Origin of the sequence: Streptomyces sp. NPDC087215 (assembly GCF_044744885.1) — a bacterium.
Classification (GTDB): Bacteria; Actinomycetota; Actinomycetes; order Streptomycetales; family Streptomycetaceae; genus Streptomyces.
Genome location: NZ_JBIUZD010000013.1, coordinates 1 through 20456, shown reverse-complemented (window position 1 = coordinate 20456; position 20456 = coordinate 1). Strand labels below are relative to the sequence as shown.

At 70.5% G+C, this 20456-nt stretch carries 17 protein-coding genes; 13 read left to right on the top strand and 4 right to left on the bottom strand.

Features of this window, described 5'->3' with window-relative positions:
• Positions 1-43: 43 nt before the first annotated feature.
• From eccB to ACIO92_RS26715, 4 genes are all read left to right on the top strand, one after another.
• A complete protein-coding gene (gene eccB / locus ACIO92_RS26730; RefSeq protein WP_366444009.1) occupies positions 44-1591 on the top strand; it encodes a type VII secretion protein EccB in 1548 nt (515 codons plus the stop codon).
• A gap of 12 nt (positions 1592-1603) precedes the next feature.
• Positions 1604-2926: a type VII secretion-associated serine protease mycosin gene (gene mycP, locus ACIO92_RS26725; RefSeq protein ID WP_402284279.1), complete on the top strand. Its 1323-nt coding sequence runs from the start codon at positions 1604-1606 to the stop codon at positions 2924-2926.
• Positions 2927-3116: 190 nt separating this feature from the next.
• Entirely contained in the window at positions 3117-3455 is a 339-nt protein-coding gene (locus ACIO92_RS26720; RefSeq protein WP_351795789.1) for a WXG100 family type VII secretion target, read from the top strand.
• A gap of 53 nt (positions 3456-3508) precedes the next feature.
• The gene (locus ACIO92_RS26715; RefSeq protein ID WP_366444010.1) at positions 3509-3802 is read left to right on the top strand and encodes a WXG100 family type VII secretion target; all 294 of its coding nucleotides are present in this window, start codon (positions 3509-3511) and stop codon (positions 3800-3802) included.
• 77 nt (positions 3803-3879) lie between these two features.
• Here the strand turns inward: ACIO92_RS26715 and ACIO92_RS26710 are convergent, their stop codons facing one another.
• Together ACIO92_RS26710 and eccCa are read right to left on the bottom strand one after the other, a co-directional pair.
• Positions 3880-4086, bottom strand: coding sequence for a DUF397 domain-containing protein (locus tag ACIO92_RS26710; protein WP_351795831.1), 207 nt, complete (start codon positions 4084-4086; stop codon positions 3880-3882).
• A 205-nt stretch (positions 4087-4291) separates the two neighbouring features.
• A complete protein-coding gene (eccCa, locus tag ACIO92_RS26705) occupies positions 4292-8260 on the bottom strand; it encodes a type VII secretion protein EccCa (RefSeq protein WP_401242903.1) in 3969 nt (1322 codons plus the stop codon).
• Between the two features lie 183 nt (positions 8261-8443).
• Here eccCa and eccD point away from each other — a divergent pair, with 183 nt between their 5' ends.
• The 6 genes from eccD to ACIO92_RS26675 all read left to right on the top strand — a co-directional run bounded on the left by eccD (position 8444) and on the right by ACIO92_RS26675 (position 15534).
• Positions 8444-9916 (top strand): type VII secretion integral membrane protein EccD, encoded by a 1473-nt coding sequence (gene eccD, locus ACIO92_RS26700; RefSeq protein WP_366444012.1) that lies wholly within the window; start codon positions 8444-8446, stop codon positions 9914-9916.
• A 202-nt stretch (positions 9917-10118) separates the two neighbouring features.
• Positions 10119-10409 carry a 30S ribosomal protein S15 gene (gene rpsO, locus ACIO92_RS26695; RefSeq protein ID WP_351795801.1) on the top strand — a complete coding sequence of 97 codons (291 nt, stop codon included), beginning with the start codon at positions 10119-10121 and terminating at the stop codon, positions 10407-10409.
• 294 nt (positions 10410-10703) lie between these two features.
• Positions 10704-12923 (top strand): polyribonucleotide nucleotidyltransferase, encoded by a 2220-nt coding sequence (locus ACIO92_RS26690; protein WP_366444013.1) that lies wholly within the window; start codon positions 10704-10706, stop codon positions 12921-12923.
• Complete coding sequence (locus tag ACIO92_RS26685) at positions 12920-14299, top strand: pitrilysin family protein (RefSeq protein ID WP_366444014.1); 1380 nt, start codon at positions 12920-12922, stop codon at positions 14297-14299. Before ACIO92_RS26690 ends, ACIO92_RS26685 begins: the two co-directional genes overlap by 4 nt.
• 27 nt (positions 14300-14326) lie before the next feature.
• The gene (gene dapB / locus ACIO92_RS26680) at positions 14327-15079 is read left to right on the top strand and encodes a 4-hydroxy-tetrahydrodipicolinate reductase (protein ID WP_366444015.1); all 753 of its coding nucleotides are present in this window, start codon (positions 14327-14329) and stop codon (positions 15077-15079) included.
• 2 nt (positions 15080-15081) lie between these two features.
• Positions 15082-15534 carry a hypothetical protein gene (locus tag ACIO92_RS26675; RefSeq protein WP_351795811.1) on the top strand — a complete coding sequence of 151 codons (453 nt, stop codon included), beginning with the start codon at positions 15082-15084 and terminating at the stop codon, positions 15532-15534.
• Between the two features lie 32 nt (positions 15535-15566).
• Here ACIO92_RS26675 and ACIO92_RS26670 read toward each other — a convergent pair whose 3' ends face one another.
• Positions 15567-16127 carry a PH domain-containing protein gene (locus ACIO92_RS26670; protein WP_351795814.1) on the bottom strand — a complete coding sequence of 187 codons (561 nt, stop codon included), beginning with the start codon at positions 16125-16127 and terminating at the stop codon, positions 15567-15569.
• Between the two features lie 54 nt (positions 16128-16181).
• On the bottom strand, positions 16182-16421 hold the full coding sequence (locus tag ACIO92_RS26665) for a hypothetical protein (protein ID WP_366444016.1): 240 nt from the start codon (positions 16419-16421) through the stop codon (positions 16182-16184).
• Positions 16422-16573: 152 nt separating this feature from the next.
• Between ACIO92_RS26665 and thyX the strand changes: the two genes are divergently transcribed.
• The 3 genes from thyX to ACIO92_RS26650 all read left to right on the top strand — a co-directional run bounded on the left by thyX (position 16574) and on the right by ACIO92_RS26650 (position 20178).
• A complete protein-coding gene (gene thyX / locus ACIO92_RS26660) occupies positions 16574-17314 on the top strand; it encodes an FAD-dependent thymidylate synthase (protein WP_351795820.1) in 741 nt (246 codons plus the stop codon).
• Between the two features lie 178 nt (positions 17315-17492).
• On the top strand, positions 17493-18392 hold the full coding sequence (gene dapA, locus ACIO92_RS26655; RefSeq protein WP_366444017.1) for a 4-hydroxy-tetrahydrodipicolinate synthase: 900 nt from the start codon (positions 17493-17495) through the stop codon (positions 18390-18392).
• A 100-nt stretch (positions 18393-18492) separates the two neighbouring features.
• Positions 18493-20178 (top strand): ribonuclease J, encoded by a 1686-nt coding sequence (locus ACIO92_RS26650; RefSeq protein WP_366444018.1) that lies wholly within the window; start codon positions 18493-18495, stop codon positions 20176-20178.
• The last annotated feature ends 278 nt before the right edge of the window (positions 20179-20456 follow it).

Here is a 20456-nt window from a genome sequence, read left to right as displayed (position 1 = left end):
CGGGCCCCCGCGCGAAGATCGCGCGTGACGAGAATGGGGACTCATGGCATCGCGGCGGGACGAGCTCAACGCGTACACCTTTGCGAAGAAGCGCACGGTCGCGGCTTTCCTCCAACCCTCGCCCTCCGGTACGGAGGAGGGGGCGCCGAAGCCGCTGCGCGCGATCCTCCCCGGGCTGATCGTCGCCGCGCTGATCGTCGCCGGGTTCGGCGCCTTCGGCATGTTCAAGCCGCAGGCCCCCAAGGGCTGGGACACTCCCGGCACCCGGGTCGTCGTCGGCAAGCAGTCGACCACCCGGTACGTGGTCCTGCGGACCGGCAAGGGCGAGGACGCCAAGACCCTGCTGCACCCGGTCCTCAACCTCACCTCCGCCCGGCTCCTCCTCGACCCCGACCAGTTCCAGGTCGTGCAGGTCGCCGACAAGACCCTCGACAAGGGCGAGCCGCCGCGCGGCCCCATCCTGGGCATCCCCTACGCCCCCGACCGGCTGCCCAGCGCCGAGGAGGCGGGCAAGGCCAAGCGGTGGGCGGTCTGCGAGCAGCCCGGCGGAGGCGCGGGTGGCGGCGTCCAGAAGGCGGCCTTCCTCTTCGCCGAGCGGGACCTGAAGCGCACCGAGGGCGACGGACAGCTCAAGGACGGAGAGATCCTCTACGTCAAGGGACAGAAGGACGCCGCCCGTTTCCTCGTGGACCACACCGGCACCAAGTACCCGGTGAAGGCCGAGTCCCCCGGGCTGCTCACCGCCCTCGTCGGCCTCGGCAAGGAGCAGCAGGTCACCGACGACTGGCTCGCCACCCTGAAGACCGGTGACGAGGTGGACTTCCCCCGGATCGACGGCCGCGTCGGCGACCCCGCGGGCGTCCGCGGCGGCGCCCTCGACGAGACCGAGAACCGGATCGGCATGGTCCTGCGGGCCGAGACCGGTTCAGGGCCCCAGCACTACGTCGTCCTCGCGGGCCGGGTCCAGCCGGTCACCCCCTTCACGGCATGGCTCCTCATCAGCTCGCCGCAGACCGGCGTCCTCGACATGGACGGCAGTCCCACCCCCGTCGACGCCTCCTCCGTCGACCCCGACCCCACCCCCTTCCACTCCCAGGTCCGCTGGCCCCGGCTGAAGTCCAAGCAGGTCAACGCCACCACCGGCCAGGGTGCCCGGGACACCGTCTGCAGCGTCCTCACCGGCGTCGACGACAAGGGCGGCACGACCCTCACCACCTGGGCGGGGACCGCGTACCCCGCCGACATCGCCACCGGCGGCACCAGCACGTACGTCACCCCGGGCACCGGCCTCCTCTACACCCAGGTCCAGGGAGCCGGACGGCAGACCCCCGACGGCTCGCTGTTCCTCGTCACCGACACCGGACTGCGGTACGCGGTCCAGGCCAACGGCGACAGCGACTCCGCCCGCTCCGACATCGGCACCGGGGACAAGGAGAAGCCGACCGACGGACGCCCGGAACCCAGCGACGCCCAGATGCGTCTGGGGTACGGGAAGGTCACGCCGGCCCTCGTCCCGATCGCCTGGTCGGAGTTCCTGTCGAAGGGCCCACGGCTCGACACCAACAGCGCGCGTCAGCCGCAGGGTTCCTAGGGGGTGGCACCGGTGACGACGACGTACCGCACGACGGCCGCCCTGCTCGCCGCCGCCCTCACCGGCCTCCTCGCGGCCCCGGCGACGGCCGGGACCGGCCCGTCGGTGACCGGCCCGTCGGTGACCGGTCCGGCCGTGACCGGACCGCCCGGAGCCGGGCCCGCGCCCGCGCCGGGCGGCTGGGCGCTCGACGGCGGCGGCGAATGCACCTTCCCGATGAAGAAGCAGATCGCGGGCACCCCCTGGCCCCTCCAGCGGGTCCTCCTCGACGCGCTGTGGCAGGACACCCGGGGCAAGGGCGTCCGGGTCGCCGTCATCGACACCGGCGTCGACGATGTCAACCACCAGTTGCGGACCGCCGTCGACGCCAAGGCGGGCAAGGACTACCTGAAGCCCGACAAGAAGAACCCCGGCTTCGGCGACGAGAAGCGCGGCAAGACCGACGGCACCGTCGACGACGTCGGCCACGGCACCAAGGTCGCGGGCATCATCGCCGCCCGCCCCCGCGCGGGCACCGGCTTCGTCGGCATCGCCCCCGAGGCGACGATCATCCCGATCCGGCAGAACGACGAGAAGAACAGCGGCAAGTCCGACACGATGGCGCAGGCCATCGACTGGGCCGTCCGGCAGAAGGCCGACGTCATCAACATCTCCCAGGACACCACCCAGCCGCTCGGCCCGGACTCGACCATGGGCAGGGCCGTCGCCGCCGCGATCCGGGCGGGCGTCGTCGTCGTCGCCTCCGCGGGCAACGACGGGATGAGCGGCGCCCGGAAGAACACCTACCCGGCCGCCTTCCCCGGCGTCCTCGCCGTCGCCTCCTCCGACCGCAACAACGAACGCGCCGCGTTCTCCCAGCCCGGCGACTTCGTGGGTGTCGCCGCACCGGGCGTCGACATCGTCTCCACCGTCCCCGGCGGCGGCCAGTGCGTCGACAACGGCACCAGCTTCTCCGCCCCGTACGTCGCCGGGGTCGCCGCACTGCTGCGCGCCAAGCACCCCGACTGGTCCGTCGCCCAGATCGTCACCCGCATCGAGCAGACCGCCGTCCGCTCGGTCAACGGACGGGACCCCTACGTCGGCTGGGGAGTCGTCGACCCGGTGCGGGCCCTCGCCGACGCACCCGGCACACCCCCCTCCTCACCCACGCCCGACCCCGGACCGCCCCGGCCCCCCGCCCCCGAACCGGCCCGGCTCGCCCTGTCGGAGACCCCGCAGGAACGCTCCGAACGCCTCGCCACGTACACCCTGGGGATCGCCGTGGTCCTGGTGGCGGTGGTCGCGGGAACGGCCGTCGTGATCCGCGACAGCCGCCGCGGAAAGAGGGCCCGTTGACCCGTGCGCGAGCCAAGTATCCGGACCTTCCTTTGCAGTTGGAACTGCCGCCGCCAATGGCTACAGTGACGGCGGGGCGCACGGCAGTGCGAGCCCCGCACGGGGGCGGCATCAGAAGATTCCCGTCCGCATCACGACCGGAAGGCCCGACGGCCCGGCCGTCGACGCCACCGAAGGAAGAAGGGGCAAGATGTCGAAAGACCTGAACGTCACCAGTGCCGAACAAGTCAAGCTCGCCGGCCGGATCCAGGACTTCCACGACGAGCTCCAGGCCCGTGTCACCTCCCTCAACGGCGTGGTGGACCGTATCCAGGCGGGCTGGCAGGGCGCCGCGAGCAAGGAGTACGACCGGGTCCAGAACGACCTGAACCAGCGGCTGCGCACCATGCGCGTCGAGCTCGTGAAGCTCGAGGAGATCATGCGCATGAGCGCCGACGGGTTCACCCAGGAGGAAGAGGAGCGCGTGCGGACCTTCCGCACCATGGACAACACCTCCGCGGGCCAGAGCGCCATCCTCGGCATGGCCTGAGCCGTCCGGTCCGACCAGTCCTCCGCGCCACTCTCACCCCAGGAGTCATCACCATGACGACCGCGGTCAATTACGACACCGTGACCCAGGCGGCGGCCGACGTCCGCCTCACCTCCAGCACCCTCTCCCAGAAGCTCGAAGACCTCATGGCCGAGGTCAACCGCGTCGCCTCCACCTGGGAGGGCGAGACGAAGATCGCGTACCGGGAGATCCAGGACCGCCTGACCCGTGACATGGGCGGCATGAACCAGGACCTGGCCAGCATCGCCCGGCTCCTCGACGACTCCGTCATCGGCTACCAGGACACCGACAAGGGCAACGCAGCCCGGTTCCGCATGATGATGTGAGCACCGCCGTCCTCCCGACGGAGACGCGCGAGGGGGTGGCCCGTCCCACGGGCCACCCCCTCACCTGTGCCACGGCCTCACCGCAGGTCGAACTCACCGTCCCGGGCACCCAGGACGAACGCGTCCCACTCCGCCTTCGTGTAGCGCAGCACCGTGTCCTTGTCGAGCGACGAACGCATCGCCACCGCGCCCTCGGGCAGCCGCGCGATCTCCACCCGCTCCTCGTCCGGGCTGGTCCCCGGGGCGCCCTCCCACTCCGCGCCCGAGATGTCGAGCGCGTACAACTCGTCCTTCTGCCGCTGCTTCTCGGCCGCCCGCGCGGCCTCCTCGGCACTCCCCGCAGAACCGCCGACGGTCCCCTCGGCACTGCCCGTGCTGCTGTCTGCCTCGCTCATCGGCGCGTTCCCTTCGCGGTGGTACGGCGGTCCCTCCCACACTAGTGGGACCGCCCCGTCCGAGCGGCGGGAATCCCCCGCCCGCCCCGCCTCGTCAGTGCCGTTCCGGCAGCCAGCCCAACTGCACCAGCGGCGTCCCCCGCTTCCGCGACACGAACGTGCCCCGGCCCGGCGGCATCGGACGCGCCCGTACGTTGCCCAGGATGTCGCCCTCGCCCGGATCACCGGACAACAGCACACCCTGCGCGCCCAACTCCTTCATCCGCTGCATGAACGGCTCGTACATCGCCCGCGAAGCACCGGCCGCACTGCGCGCCACGACGAACCGGATGCCCACGTCCCGCGCGAACGGCAGGTTCTCCACCAGCACCGACAGCGGATTGCCCGAGTTCGTCGCCACCAGCTCGAAGTCGTCGATCAGTACGAACAGTTGAGGCCCCGACCACCAGCTGCGGTCCCGCAACTGCTGCGGAGTGATGTCCGGCTTCGGCGACCGCTTCGTCATCACCGTGTTGATCGCGTCCATGTGCATCTGCATGGCCGACGCCATCGGCGCGTACTCCAGCAGGTGCGAGGGCGCGACCGCCTCCAGCATCGTCCGCCGGTAGTCACCCACCACGATCCGCGCCTGCTCCGGCGTGTACCGCTCGGACAACTGCTTCGCGATCAGCCGCAGCAGCGCCGTCTTGCCCGACTCGCTCTCGCCGAACACCAGGAAGAACGGGTCCGACTCGAAGTCGACGAACACCGGCTCCAGATTCGTCTCGTCGATCCCGATGGCGATGCCGTGCCGCGGGTGCTCGAAGCCCTTCGGCAGCCGCTCGGCGGGCAGTTTGCGCGGCAGCAGCCGCACCGACGGCGCGGGCGCCCCGGTCCAGCTCTCCTTCACCGCCCGCACGAACGCCGCCGTACCGTCCGAAAGATCGGCTCCCGCGCTCGACCCGTCGATCCTCGGCAGCGCCCCCATGAAGTGCAGCTTCTCCGGCACCTGACCGCGCCCCGGCACCCCCGCCGGCACGTTCGCCGCCACCTTGCGGTCGAACTCGGAGTCCATCACGTCACCGAGCCGCAGCTCCAGACGGCCCAGCATCTGGTCCTTGAGCGCCGCCCGCACCTCCATGTAACGGGAGGCCGTGATCACCACGTGGACGCCGTAACCCAGCCCGCGCGCCGCGATGTCGGAGACGACCGGCTCCAGCACGTCGTAGTCGTTGCGGAAACCGCCCCAGCCGTCCACCACGAGGAAGACGTCCCCCCACGCCTCGCCCGGCAGCTCGCCCGACGCCCGCTTGCGCCGGTAGGTCGCCATCGAGTCGATCGCGTGCGCCCGGAAGAACTCCTCCCGCCGGTTCAGGACCCCCATCACCTCCGCGACCGTCCGCCGCACCCGCTCGGGGTCCAGGCGCGAGGCGACCCCGCCGACGTGCGGCAGGTCCGCCAGCGACACCATGCCGCCGCCACCGAAGTCCAGACAGTAGAACTGCACCTCGGCCGGGGTGTGGGTGAGCGCGAACGACGAGACCAGCGTCCGCATGATCGTCGACTTCCCGGACTGCGGACCGCCCACCACCATCATGTGGCCCGCCGCACCGGAGAAGTCCCGGTACAGCACCTCGCGCCGCTGCTCGAACGGCTTGTCGATGAGACCCAGCGGCACCGTGAGCGCGCCCTGCCGGGTGTACTCCGTCGCCGTCAGACCCCGCTCCGCCGTCCGCGCGAGCCCCGGCAGCAACTGGTCGAGCGACGGCGCCTGGTCCAGCGGCGGCAGCCACACCTGGTGCGCCGGCACCCCCTGACCCTCCAGCCTGCGCACGACCACGTCGAGGACGGTGTCCGCGAGCGCGTCGTCCTCCCGCGCGCGCAGCTCCGTCAGATACGCCGGGTCCGGCGCCGCGTACACCACCGGCACCGGCGCCGCCGTGAACAGCGCGGGCCGCCGCTCCACCGGCAACTGACCGACCTCCAGACGCGGCCCGCCCGTCCGGTACGTCCCCGACACGTACGCCGCCTTGAAGCGGGTCATCTCGTCCGTACCGAACTTCAGATAGCCCGAACCCGGCACCGACGGCAGGTGATAGGCGTCCGGGACACCGATCGCCGCCCGCGACTCCGCCGCCGAGAAGGTCCGCAGACCGATCCGGTACGACAGATACGTGTCCAGCCCCCGCAGCCTGCCCTCCTCAAGACGCTGCGAGGCCAGCAGCAGATGCACCCCCAGCGAGCGCCCGATACGGCCGATCTGGATGAACATGTCGATGAAGTCCGGCTTGGCGGTGAGGAGTTCGGAGAACTCGTCGATCACCAGGACCAGCGAGGCCAGCGGTTCGAGCGGAGCACCCGCCGCCCGCGCCTTCTCGTAGTCGTGGATGTTCGCGTAGTTGCCCGCCGACCGCAGCAGCTCCTGCCGCCGCTGGAGCTCGCCCCGGATCGCGTCACCCATCCGGTCCACCAGCGTCAGATCGTCCGACAGATTGGTGATGACCGCCGCCACGTGCGGCATCTGCGACATCCCCGCGAAGGTCGCACCGCCCTTGAAGTCCGCCAGGACGAAGTTCAGCGTCTCGGAGGAGTGCGTCACCGCGAGCCCGAGCACCAGCGTCCGCAACAGCTCCGACTTGCCCGAACCGGTGGCGCCCACGCACAGACCGTGCGGGCCCATGCCCTCCTGCGCCGCCTCCTTCAGGTCCAGCATGACCGGCTGCCCGTCCTCGCCGACACCGATCGGCACCCGCAGCCGCTCGGCCACCGACCTGGGCCGCCAGGTCCGCGTCACGTCCACCGACGCCGCGTCCCCCAGACCCAGCAGATCCGTGAAGTCCAGATTGGCCAGCAGCGGTTCGTCGTCGTCCCCGCCACCCATCCGCAGCGGCGCCAGCTGCCGGGCCAGCGCCTCCGCGGCGGGCAGCGAGATCCCGTCCGGCTGCCCCTCGTACGCGAAACCGCCCCCCGACTCCAGACGCAGCCGCCCCGGCCGCACCACCACCGAGAGACCGCCGCGCGGCTCGTCGAGATCGCCGGAGACCACCTCCACGATCGTCACGCCCTGCAGCCCCTCGGCCGCCGCGAGCAGCGAGTCCGGCGGCACCAGACCACCACGGGTGGAGTCGGAGTCCAGGACCACCACCACGTGCGGCTGGTCGAGCACCGGCTGGTTGTCCCGGGAGAACCGGGGCCGACCGTCCAGCCGCGACCGGACCAACTGCTCCAGCTCACCCAGGTCGTCACCGAACAGACGCTTCGTCCCGGCTCCGTCGACCTGTCCCGGAACCTGCGTGTGCGGCAGCCACTTCGTCCAGTCCCACCGCTCCTGCGCGGGCCGCGCCGCCACCACCGCCAGCATCAGGTCGTCGGGGGAGTGCAGCGTCACCAACTGGGCCACCAGCGCCCGCGCCGCCGCCTGCGCCGACTCCGGCTCACCCGACACCGTCACGTGGTAGAAGGCCCGCATCGACACCGCCATCGGCAGCCCGTCCAGCGTCCCGTGCACCGCGAGGAACTGCTGCATCGCGCCCGCGCACAAGGGTTCCAGCTCGTCCACCGGCGCGGTGTCCGGTGCCACCAGCGGCGTCGCCAGCTGCTGCGCGCCGAGCCCGATCCTGGCCTGCCCGAAGTCGTGGTCGCCGACCCGCCGCTCCCACAGCCGCGAACCCTCGGCCACCACCGACCACAACTGCTCGGGAGCGGGGTGCAGATACCACTGCGCGTCCCGCTGCCTGCGCGCCGTGCGCCGGACCGTACGCCGGGTCTGCGCGAGGTATTTGAGGTAGTCACGGCGGACATCGGCCATTTGCCCCTGCGTACCGCGACGGAATCTGACGAACTGCGCGACGGCCATGGCGACCGTCGACGCCAGCATCAGCACACCCATGATCCGCATGATCGGAGACGGCGTCATGAAGAAGAAGACCACCGAGGAACCCATGCCGAGCATCGGCAGGAGCTGCATCAGAGCCGACTCCTGCTGCCCCCGCGGCAGTTCCGGCGGAGACTCCAGGACCAGTTCCTCACCGGGCACTTCCGGCGGAAGAGACCTCGGCGGGCGTTTGACGACGATCTGGCTCACCGGCGCATCAATCCCTCGTTGGAGACGGGCTCGTGGCGGATGCGTCCGCACGGCACCCCCGTCGGCGGCCGGGCGCACGGACTCCCCCCATGGGACGGCGATCCTACGTGCAGCCCCCGCGGACCGTCCCCGGTAGGGTGACGCGCGCATCGTGCGCAACCGCGAATCAGGGGGTCCAGACACGTGAGTACGACCGCAGCGACCGGCTTCTGCCGCGTCACCGTCGTGGCGCCGGACAGCCGTATCGACGTCGCGCTCCCCGAGGACATCGCCGTCGCCGACGTCTACCCGGAGATCCTGCGGCTCACCGGCCAGACCCAGACCGCGGGCACCCCCACCGGCTACCACCTGGTCCGCCGCGACGGCTCCGTCCTCGACGGCGCCCGCACCCTCGCCGCCCAGCGCGTCCTCGACGGCGAGGTCCTCTCGCTGCGCCCCTTCGCCCAGTCCCTGCCCCCGGCCGTCTACGACGACGTGTCCGACGCCGTCGCCTCCGCCGTCACCCGCGACCGGCACCTGTGGAGCGACGAGCTGCTGCGCGGCGCCGGACTCCTCGGCGGGATCCTCCTCCTCGTCCTCATGGGCTTCGTCCTCTGGTTCGCCGACCCCGTCCGCCACGACATGCACAGCCTGCCCGGCGTCATCGCGGGCGGCGCCGGACTCCTCCTCACCGCCTTCGCCGGGGTCCGCGCCCGCGTGTACGGCGACCGCGCCACCGCCGTCACCCTCGGCCTCGGCGCCCTGCCCCTGCTCCTCATCGCCGGTTCCGGCATCATCGCCGCCGACCCCGGCCAGGGCCCCGGCCGCCTCCAGTTCCTCCTCGGCTGCGTCACCGTCCTCGTCGCCTCCGTGGCACTCGTCGCCCTCACCCCCAGCGGCGACGCCCCCTTCGTCGCCACCACCTTCCTCGCCACCGTCGGCACCCTCGCCACCTTCCTGGCGATCCTCACCGACACCCCCGCCACCGAGACCGCCGCCGTCTGCGCCCCCGTCGCCATCGGCCTCGTCGCCTTCCTGCCCGGACTCTCCGCCCGCTTCGCCCGGCTCCCCATCGGCTACGCCGCCCCGCGCAGCGCCGCCGACGACGAGTTCCTCGGCGAACCGCAGCAGCCGGGCGAGCCGCAGCCCGTCGACGGCGAGCGCATCGCCCTCCAGGCCCGCCGCGGCCACGAGATGCTCCTCGGCCTGGTCGGCGGCTGCGCGGCCGTCGTCGTCGGCTCCGCCGCCGTCCTGGGCTTCGCCGGAAACGTCTGGGGCCAGCTCCTCGCCCTCACCGCCGGCCTGGCGATGCTGCTGCGCGCCCGTCTCTTCCGCTACACCTCGCAGGTCGCCTGCGTCCTCGTCTCCGGCATCGCCGCCATCGCCCTCCTCGTCCTCGGCCTCTCCCTCGACCCGCCCGCCGACCTCGTCAAGGAGTTCCTCCTCCACGGGGACCGCGGCGGCCTGGACATCCGTACGATCTGGCTCACCGCGTCCCTCGCCGCGGGCGCCGCCCTGATCACCGCGATCGGCCTGGTCATCCCGAAGAAGGGGCTCTCCCCCTTCTGGGGCAGGTTCCTCGACCTCGCGGAGGGCTTCGTCCTGCTCTCCCTCGTCCCCCTCTGCCTCGCCGTCCTCGACGTCTTCACCACCGTGAGGTCCCTCACCAGCAGATGACCGGCGGCCCCCGGCCCCGCTCCGGCGAGCTGGTACGCTGTGTGACGGCCGTTTGTGTACGCGCTCCCGGAAAGCACCGAATCCGTTCGGAAAGCCTCTGGAAGCTGCGCCCATCGGACCTTCGCCCGTGGAGTCACGGAAGCTTCCCCTGAGACCTAGACCAGGGGCACCCGCGGGCGCACGAACCAAAGAGGAGACCCGCGTGGCTCTCGACGCCGCCGTCAAGAAGCAGCTCATGACCGAGTTCGGTACCAAGGAGGGCGACACCGGCTCCCCCGAGGTCCAGGTCGCGATGCTGTCCCGTCGCATCTCGGACCTGACCGAGCACCTCAAGCGCCACAAGCACGACCACCACTCCCGTCGTGGTCTGCTGATCCTGGTCGGCCAGCGCCGCCGCCTGCTGCAGTACCTGGCCAAGAAGGACATCCAGCGCTTCCGCGCGCTGGTCGACCGCCTGGGCATCCGTCGCGGTGCGGCCGGCGGCGCCAAGTAATCCGTTCCATGGAGAACGCTGCGGAGGGAGCGGTTCCCACTTTCAGGGGGCCGCTCCCTTCGCCGTACGTGCACAAAGCGTGCGCACCGGCTTAGTCTGGTCGCACAACCCCGTACGACGGGCGAGGAGCCGCCGGCCAGCCGCCGGTCCTCGGTAGTGGCCCCCGGGAACGAATCCCCGGGTGCTTCGATCGAAGACCGGCCCGCACCCGAGGCGCTCCTCCGCCACCGTCGTCACCGTTCCCGGCCACACGGGCCGAAGGACGCAAAGACGAACACGTAGGAGAAACCACTAGTGGAGAACGAGACCCACTACGCCGAGGCCGTCATCGACAACGGCACCTTCGGCACCCGCACCATCCGCTTCGAGACCGGCCGCCTCGCCAAGCAGGCCGCCGGTTCCGCCGTCGCCTACCTGGACGACGAGACGATGGTCCTTTCCGCGACCACCGCCTCGAAGCGCCCCAAGGACCAGCTCGACTTCTTCCCCCTCACGGTGGACGTCGAGGAGCGGATGTACGCGGCCGGCAAGATCCCCGGCTCCTTCTTCCGCCGGGAGGGCCGCCCCTCCGAGGACGCGATCCTCACCTGCCGTCTGATCGACCGGCCGCTGCGCCCCTCCTTCAAGAAGGGCCTGCGCAACGAGATCCAGATCGTCGAGACGATCATGGCGCTCAACCCCGACCACCTGTACGACGTGGTCGCGATCAACGCCGCCTCCTGCTCCACGCAGCTGGCCGGCCTGCCCTTCTCCGGCCCGATCGGCGGCACCCGTGTCGCCCTGATCAAGGGCCAGTGGGTCGCGTTCCCGACGCACACCGAGCTCGAGGACGCCGTCTTCGACATGGTCGTCGCCGGTCGCGTCCTGGAGGACGGCGACGTCGCGATCATGATGGTCGAGGCCGAGGCCACCGAGAAGACGATCGAGCTCGTCAAGGGCGGCGCCGAGGCGCCGACCGAGGAGGTCGTCGCCGCCGGTCTCGAAGCCGCGAAGCCCTTCATCAAGGCCCTCTGCAAGGCCCAGTCGGACCTCGCCGCCAAGGCCGCCAAGCCCACCGGCGAGTTCCCGGTCTTCCTGGAGTACCAGGACGACGTCCTGGAGGCGCTCACCGCCGCCGTCAAGGGCGAGCTGACCAAGGCGCTCACCATCGCGGGCAAGCAGGAGCGCGAGACCGAGCTCGACCGCGTCAAGGAGCTCGCCGCCGAGAAGCTCCTCCCGGCCTTCGAGGGCCGCGAGAAGGAGATCTCCGGGGCCTACCGGGCGCTGACCAAGAAGCTGGTCCGCGAGCGGATCATCAAGGACAAGGTCCGCATCGACGGCCGTGGCCTCACGGACATCCGTACGCTCGCGGCCGAGGTCGAGGCCATCCCGCGCGTGCACGGCTCGGCGCTGTTCGAGCGTGGCGAGACCCAGATCCTGGGCGTCACCACCCTCAACATGCTCCGCATGGAGCAGCAGCTGGACACCCTCTCCCCGGTGACCCGCAAGCGCTACATGCACAACTACAACTTCCCGCCGTACTCCGTCGGCGAGACCGGCCGCGTGGGCTCGCCCAAGCGCCGTGAGATCGGCCACGGCGCGCTCGCCGAGCGCGCCATCGTGCCGGTCCTCCCGACCCGCGAGGAGTTCCCCTACGCGATCCGTCAGGTGTCCGAGGCCCTCGGCTCCAACGGCTCGACGTCCATGGGCTCGGTCTGCGCCTCCACCATGTCGCTGCTGAACGCCGGTGTGCCGCTGAAGGCCGCCGTCGCCGGTATCGCCATGGGTCTGATCTCCGAGGAGATCGACGGCCAGACGCACTACGTCGCCCTCACCGACATCCTCGGTGCCGAGGACGCGTTCGGCGACATGGACTTCAAGGTCGCCGGCACGAAGCAGTTCGTGACCGCCCTGCAGCTCGACACCAAGCTCGACGGCATCCCCGCCTCGGTCCTGGCCGCCGCGCTGAAGCAGGCCCGTGACGCGCGTCTGCACATCCTCGACGTGATGAACGAGGCGATCGACGTTCCGGACGAGATGTCCCCGAACGCCCCGCGGATCATCACCGTCAAGATCCCGGTGGACAAGATCGGTGAGGTCATCGGCCCCAAGGGCAAGATGATCAACCAGATCCAGGAGGACACCGGCGCCGACATCACGATCGAGGACGACGGCACCATCTACATCGGTGCCCAGCAGGGCTCGCAGGCCGAGGCCGCCCGCGCCACGATCAACGCGATCGCCAACCCGACCATGCCGGAGGTCGGCGAGCGGTACCTGGGTACGGTCGTCAAGACCACCACCTTCGGTGCCTTCGTCTCCCTCATGCCCGGCAAGGACGGTCTGCTGCACATCTCGCAGATCCGCAAGCTCGCCGGTGGCAAGCGCGTGGAGAACGTCGAGGACGTGCTCGCGATCGGCTCCAAGGTCCAGGTCGAGATCGCCGAGATCGACCAGCGCGGCAAGCTCTCCCTGATCCCCGTGATCGCGGACGAGGACGCCGCCGAGGGTGACAAGGACGACGCTGCCAAGTGACGTCCCGTAGTTCCCGCGCGACGGCCCGCCCCTCCTCGGAGGGGCGGGCCGTCGCCCGTACCCAAACGCTTCTCCCGGGCAAGGACGGCATCGGCACGGTCCGGCGCACCACCCTCCCCGGGGGCCTCCGGATCGTCACCGAGACCCTTCCCTCGGTCCGCTCCGCCACCTTCGGCATCTGGGCGAACGTCGGCTCCCGCGACGAGACCCCGGCGCTCGGCGGCGCCACCCACTACCTGGAGCACCTCCTCTTCAAGGGCACCCACAAGCGGTCCGCCCTCGACATCTCCGCCTCGATCGACGCGGTCGGCGGCGAGATGAACGCCTTCACGGCGAAGGAGTACACCTGCTACTACGCCCGGGTCCTCGACACCGACCTGCCGCTGGCGATCGACGTCGTCTGCGACATGCTCACGGACTCGCTCATCCTCGACGAGGACGTGGACGCCGAGCGCGGTGTCATCCTCGAAGAGATCGCGATGACCGAGGACGACCCCGGTGACGTGGTGCACGAGCTGTTCGCGCAGACCATGTTCGGCGACACCCCGCTGGGCCGCCCGGTCCTCGGCACCGTCGACACGGTCAACGCCCTCAGCCGGGGCCAGATCGCCCGCTTCTACAAGAAGCACTACGACCCCACCCATCTGGTCGTCGCCGCCGCGGGCAACGTCGACCACGCCACGGTCGTGCGCCAGGTCCGCCGCGCCTTCGAGAAGGCCGGCGCCCTCACCCGTACGGACGCCGTACCGGTCGCCCCCAGGACCGGCAGCCGCGTCCTGCGCACGGCGGGCCGCGTCGAGCTCCTGAACCGGAAGACCGAGCAGGCCCACGTGGTCCTCGGAATGCCGGGTCTGGCCCGTACCGACGAGCGCCGCTGGGCCCTCGGCGTGCTGAACACCGCCCTCGGCGGCGGCATGTCCTCCCGGCTCTTCCAGGAGGTCCGCGAGAAGCGCGGCCTGGCCTACAGCGTGTACTCGTACACCTCGGGCTTCGCCGACTGCGGTCTCTTCGGGGTGTACGCGGGCTGCCGCCCCGGCCAGGTCCACGACGTCCTCAAGATCTGCCGTGACGAGCTGCACAAGGCCGCCACCGAGGGCCTCACCGACGACGAGATCGCCCGCGCCGTCGGCCAGCTGTCCGGCTCGACCGTCCTCGGCCTCGAAGACACCGGCGCGCTGATGAACCGCATCGGCAAGAGCGAGCTGTGCTGGGGCACCCAGATGTCGGTCGACGACATGCTGGACCGGATCGCGGCCGTGACCCCGGACGAGGTCCGCGAGGTCGCCCGCGATGTACTGGACCAGCGGCCCTCGCTCTCGGTGATCGGCCCGCTGAAGGACAAGCAGGCGGACCGCCTCCACCACGCGGTCTCCTGACCCCGAGCCCCTAAGGAATTCAGAGCAATGAGCAAGCTGCGCGTGGCGGTCCTCGGTGCCCGGGGCCGCATCGGCTCCGAGGCCGTCCGGGCCGTCGAGGCCGCCGAGGACATGGAGCTGGTCGCGGCCCTGGGCCGCGGCGACGACCCGGAGCGCCTCGTCGAGGCGGGCGCCCAGGTGGCCGTCGAGCTGACCACCCCCGACTCGGTCATGGACAACCTCGACTTCTGCGTGCGCCACGGCATCCACGCGGTCGTCGGGACCACCGGCTGGACCGAGGAGCGCCTCGCGCGGCTGGAGGGCCTGCTCGCGGGCTCGCCGGGGACCGGTGTGCTCATCGCTCCGAACTTCTCCATCGGCGCGGTCCTCACCATGCGGTTCGCCCAGCTCGCGGCCCCGTACTTCGAGTCGGTCGAGGTCGTCGAACTGCACCACCCGAACAAGGTGGACGCCCCCTCCGGCACCGCGACCCGGACGGCCCAGCTGATCGCCGCCGCCCGTGCCGAGGCCGGTCTGGGCGCCCAGCCGGACGCGACCGCGACCGGCCCGGAGGGCGCGCGCGGCGCGGACGTGGACGGTGTCCGGGTCCACGCGGTACGGCTCCGGGGCCTGCTGGCCCACCAGGAGGTGCTGCTGGGCGGCGAGGGCGAGACCCTCACGGTCCGCCACGACTCGCTGCACCACTCCAGCTTCATGCCGGGCATCCTGCTCGGCGTCCGCCGGGTGACCGGCGCTCCTGGCCTCACCTTCGGCCTGGAACACTTCCTGGACCTGGGCTGATCATGGGCGGAAAGATCACGTACGTCTTCCTCTCCACCGTCCTCGTGCTGGTCTTCGGGGTGGTGGCGATGGAGGGCGTCCTGCTGATTCTCACCGGGGAGCCGGTCGCCATGGGCCTGGGCGCGGTGGCCTTCCTGCTGCCGGGCGTCGGCGGCTGGTTCCTCTGGAAGAACACCCGTTTCGCCCGCGGTGCGAACCGGCTCGCCGCCGAGCTGGAGGCCGAGGGCGGGCTGCCCGTCGACGAGCTGAGGCGCACCCAGGGCGGCCGGATCGACCGGGACTCGGCCGACGAGGTCTTCGCCCGGCGCAAGGCCGAGACGGAGGACTCGCCGGACGACTGGCGCTGCTGGTTCCGGCTCGCGGTCGCCTATCACGACGCCCGCGACACCCCCCGGGCCCGCAAGGCGATGCAGCGTGCCATCACCCTCCACGAGGGGCGCCCGGCGGGCGTCTGAGCGACGGCGCGGGCCGTCGCGCGCGACCGAGGTCAGCGCGTGGCGGCCGGGGCCGTACCGTACTCGGCGTTCCAGGCCTCGACCGTGTCGGCCGCCCGGTCGAAGGCCTCGATCCGGGAGAGGAAGTCGGCGTCGTGGTCGCTGAGCAGCAGCAGCCGCTCACCGGCCGGACGGTCGAGCACCAGGGCCTGGCCCTGGACGGTCCGGGGGAGTCCCAGCCAGCGCACCGGCTGCTGGACGGTCCGCAGGGAGGTCACCTTGGCCCACGGCACGGTCCTGGTCGAGAAGAAGGAGACCCGGCGGACGCCCGCCCGGCTCACCCAGGCGCCCATACGGAGCATCCGCAGGGCGCCCACGATGACGAGCGCGGCGACACCGAGGGTGGCGACCGCGCCGCCGAAGGTTCCGGCGGCGGCGATGATCACCGCGGCCAGCAGGACGAAGGAAGCGAGCAGCAGCGCGAGCGCCGCCGCCCCGACCCGCCATGACCCGGGCCGGTACGGACGGCGCCACTCGTCGTGGTCGTCGAACGGCAGGGCGACAGGGTCGGTCGTGTCAAAAGCACGGTCGGCCGTCAGGAAGGGCAGGGGCACGACAGGTCCTCACTCACAAGCACGCTCGAAGGGGCGGTGCCCGGTGAGGCTACCTCAGCGGTTGTCGGAGGCTTCGGACTGCTGGTGGTGAGTGGCGGACTCGCCCGCCTGCAGGGACGGCATCCCGAAGATCACCGATCCGACGAGACCCGCCGCGACGGTCAGCCCGAGCAGGACGCGGCCCACGATCTGTGAAGCGCCGAGACGTTCACGGGGTGGCGGAGTGACGTTACTGCGGAAGTGGTCGGCCTCCGCGACGAACGCGAACGGTACGGCCTCTTTCCGGCGGAACATCAGAGCCACTCTCCTCGGTAGTCGTCGTCCTTCACAGGGAGAGACGACGGAACCGGCGCTTTGGTGCCCTATTTCACCGAAGTGGCCGCATCTCATCCTCCAGTAGGACGTCGTTAGAGTGGTCGACTGCACCCCGAACGGAAGGACCGCTGGTGAGCGACAGCCCCACCGAGAACATGAAGATCGACTTCCGGAGCGACGTCACCGTCGACCTGGTCCGGAGCGCGGCCACCGACTCCGACGTGTTGTGGGCGGCCCGGGTCTCCACGGCGGGCGAGCAGTCCCTCGAAGAGCTGCACAAGGACCCCGAGCGGTCCAAGGGCCTGATCAACTACCTGATGCGGGACCGCCACGGCAGCCCGTTCGAGCACAACTCGATGACCTTCTTCATCAGCGCCCCGATCTTCGTGTTCCGCGAGTTCATGCGGCACCGCGTCGGCTGGTCGTACAACGAGGAGTCGGGCCGCTACAGGGAGCTCCAGCCGGTCTTCTACGTCCCCGACACCGAGCGCAGGCTGGTCCAGGAGGGCCGCCCCGGCAAGTACGTCTTCGTCGAGGGCACCCAGGAGCAGCACGATCTGGTGAGCCGCACGATGGAGGAGTCGTACCGGACGGCCTACGCCACCTACCAGGAGATGCTGGCCGGCGGTGTCGCCCGCGAGGTCGCCCGCTCGGTCCTCCCGGTCGGCCTCTTCTCCTCGATGTACGCCACCTGCAACGCGCGCTCGCTGATGCACTTCCTCGGTCTGCGCACCCAGCACGAGCTGGCCGCGGTCCCGTCCTTCCCGCAGCGGGAGATCGAGATGGTCGGCGAGAAGATGGAGGAGCACTGGGCCCGGCTGATGCCGCTGACCCACGCGGCCTTCAACAAGAACGGCCGTGTGGCCCCATAGGGCACAGATGTCCGAACGCTCGACGCGAAGTGTCCGTATTGCGACGTTTCACGAAGTTCATCTAGGCTGATCAAACGGACCCGGCGCTGCCTGAACCCCCGAGCAGGCAGCGCCGGGTCCCCTTTCTCCCGTCCCCCGAGGGGACACCCGGCGCTGAGCAGCGAGTAGCGTGTTACCCATGGCTCCGATCTCCACTCCGCAGACCCCCTTCGGGCGGGTCCTCACCGCCATGGTCACGCCCTTCACGGCGGACGGCGCACTCGACCTCGACGGCGCCCAGCGACTCGCCACCCATCTGGTGGACGCGGGCAACGACGGCCTCGTGATCAACGGCACCACCGGCGAGTCCCCCACCACCAGCGACGCGGAGAAATCGGAGCTGGTACGAGCGGTCCTGGCGGCGGTCGGAGACCGCGCCCATGTCGTCGCGGGCATCGGCACCAACGACACCCACCACTCCCTGGAGCTCGCCCGCACCGCCGAGCGCGACGGCGCACACGGCCTCCTCGCCGTCACGCCGTACTACAACAAGCCCCCGCAGGAGGGCCTGTACCGGCACTTCTCGGCCATCGCCGACGCCACCGGCCTGCCCGTGATGCTCTACGACATCCCCGGCCGCAGCGGCGTCCCCATCGAGACCGAGACCCTCGTCCGGCTCGCCGAGCACCCCCGCATCGTCGCCAACAAGGACGCCAAGGGCGACCTCGGCCGCGCCAGCTGGGCCATCGCCCGCTCCGGCCTCGCCTGGTACTCCGGCGACGACATGCTCAACCTGCCCCTGCTCTCGGTCGGCGCCTGCGGCTTCGTCTCCGTCGTCGGCCACGTCGCCACCCCGGAACTCCGCGCCCTCCTCGACGCCCACCTGGGCGGCGAGGTCCAGAAGGCCACCGAGATCCACCAGAAGCTGCTCCCCGTCTATACGGGCATGTTCCGCACCCAGGGCGTCATGACCACCAAGGCGGCGCTCGCCCTCCAGGGCCTCCCGGCAGGACCGCTGCGACCGCCGCTCGTCGAGCTCTCCGCACAGGAGACCGAACAGCTCAAGGTCGACCTCGCGGCCGGCGGGGTAGAACTCTGACATCAGACTTCACAATTGAATACAGACAACAGCAAGTGCACGAATGTCATGCGCGCCACGTGCCGGGAAGGTACGTGGCGCGCATGGTGAGGAGAGTCTTTTGAGTCATCCGCATCCTGAACTCGGCGCTCCGCCGAAGCTCCCGAAGGGCGCCCTGCGCGTCATCCCGCTCGGCGGGCTCGGTGAGATCGGCCGGAACATGACGGTCTTCGAGTTCGACGGCCGTCTGCTCATCGTCGACTGCGGCGTCCTCTTCCCCGAAGAGGAGCAGCCGGGCGTCGACCTGATCCTCCCGGACTTCACCATCATCCGGGACCGTCTCGACGACATCGAAGGCATCGTGCTCACGCACGGCCACGAGGACCACATCGGTGCCGTCCCCTATCTGCTCCGCCTGAAGCCGGACATCCCGCTGATCGGCTCCAAGCTGACCCTGGCGCTGATCGAGGCCAAGCTCCAGGAGCACCGCATCCGCCCCTACACCCTTGAGGTGAAGGAGGGCGACCGGGAGGTCCTGGGTTCGTTCGACTGCGAGTTCATCGCGGTCAACCACTCCATCCCGGACGCGCTGGCGGTCGCCGTCCGCACTCCTGCGGGCATGGTCGTCGCCACCGGCGACTTCAAGATGGACCAGCTCCCGCTGGACGGGCGCCTCACCGACCTGCACGCGTTCGCGCGGCTCAGCGAGGAGGGCATCGACCTCCTGCTGTCCGACTCGACGAACGCCGAGGTCCCGGGCTTCGTCCCGCCGGAGAAGGACATCTCCAACGTCCTGCGCACGGTCTTCGCGAACGCCCAGAAGCGCATCATCGTGGCGAGCTTCGCCAGCCATGTGCACCGCATCCAGCAGATCCTCGACGCCGCCCACGAGTACGGCCGCCGGGTCGCCTTCGTCGGCCGCTCGATGGTCCGCAACATGGGCATCGCCCGTGACCTGGGCTATCTGCGGGTCCCGGCCGGTCTCGTCGTGGACGTGAAGACCCTCGACGACCTCCCGGACGACGAGGTCGTGCTGGTCTGTACGGGTTCCCAGGGCGAGCCGATGGCGGCCCTGTCCCGCATGGCCAACCGCGACCACCAGATCCGGATCGTCCCCGGCGACACCGTGATCCTGGCGTCGTCCCTGATCCCGGGCAACGAGAACGCGGTCTACCGCGTGATCAACGGCCTGACCCGCTGGGGCGCGCACGTCGTCCACAAGGGGAACGCCAAGGTCCACGTCTCGGGCCACGCCTCGGCCGGCGAGCTGCTGTACTTCTACAACATCTGCCGCCCGAAGAACCTCATGCCGGTCCACGGCGAATGGCGCCACCTGCGCGCCAACGCCGAGCTCGGCGCGATGACCGGTATCCCCAAGGACCACATCGTCATCGCGGAGGACGGCGTCGTCGTCGACCTGGTCGACGGCCGCGCCCGGATCACCGGCAAGGTCCAGGCGGGTTACGTGTACGTCGACGGCCTGTCGGTCGGCGACGTCACCGAGAGCTCCCTCAAGGACCGCCGGATCCTCGGCGAGGAGGGCATCATCTCGGTCTTCGTGGTGGTCGACTCCTCGACCGGCAAGATCGTGGGCGGCCCGCACGTCCACGCCCGGGGCTCGGGCATCGAGGACTCCGCGTTCGACGGGGTGCTCCCGAAGATCGACCAGGCCCTGAACAAGTCGGCCCAGGACGGCGTCGTCGAACCCCACCAGCTCCAGCAGCTGATCCGCCGCAGCGTCGGCAAGTGGGTCTCGGACACCTACCGCCGCCGCCCGATGATCCTTCCGGTCGTCGTAGAGGTCTGACCAGCACGGTTCCGGAGCGGGGCGCCTCGATTTGCATCGGGGCGCCCCGCTCCAGTACGTTTACGGCTCCGCCAGATCGGGAACCACCCGGCGCCACTGTGCGCAGGAACGGTTCCAGGGGAGGCGGGAAATTCCGACTCAGATCTTCTGATAAAGTCGGAACCGCCGAAAGGCCCCCGGAGTGAAAGCGAAAGGGACCGGAAAGCACCGAGGAAATCGGGTCGGAAAGATCTGATAGAGTCGGAAACGAAGGAAGCGCCCGGAGGGCCTGGGAACAG

Excerpts from the sequence above, each read along its gene's own strand:
- eccB (WP_366444009.1), top strand. The coding sequence starts at position 44 with ATGGCATCGCGGCGGGACGAGCTCAACGCGTACACCTTTGCGAAGAAG.
- ACIO92_RS26720 (WP_351795789.1), top strand. The coding sequence starts at position 3,117 with ATGTCGAAAGACCTGAACGTCACCAGTGCCGAACAAGTCAAGCTCGCC.
- ACIO92_RS26715 (WP_366444010.1), top strand. The coding sequence starts at position 3,509 with ATGACGACCGCGGTCAATTACGACACCGTGACCCAGGCGGCGGCCGAC.
- dapB (WP_366444015.1), top strand. The coding sequence starts at position 14,327 with ATGAGCAAGCTGCGCGTGGCGGTCCTCGGTGCCCGGGGCCGCATCGGC.
- ACIO92_RS26675 (WP_351795811.1), top strand. The coding sequence starts at position 15,082 with ATGGGCGGAAAGATCACGTACGTCTTCCTCTCCACCGTCCTCGTGCTG.
- ACIO92_RS26665 (WP_366444016.1), bottom strand. The coding sequence starts at position 16,421 with ATGTTCCGCCGGAAAGAGGCCGTACCGTTCGCGTTCGTCGCGGAGGCC.
- dapA (WP_366444017.1), top strand. The coding sequence starts at position 17,493 with ATGGCTCCGATCTCCACTCCGCAGACCCCCTTCGGGCGGGTCCTCACC.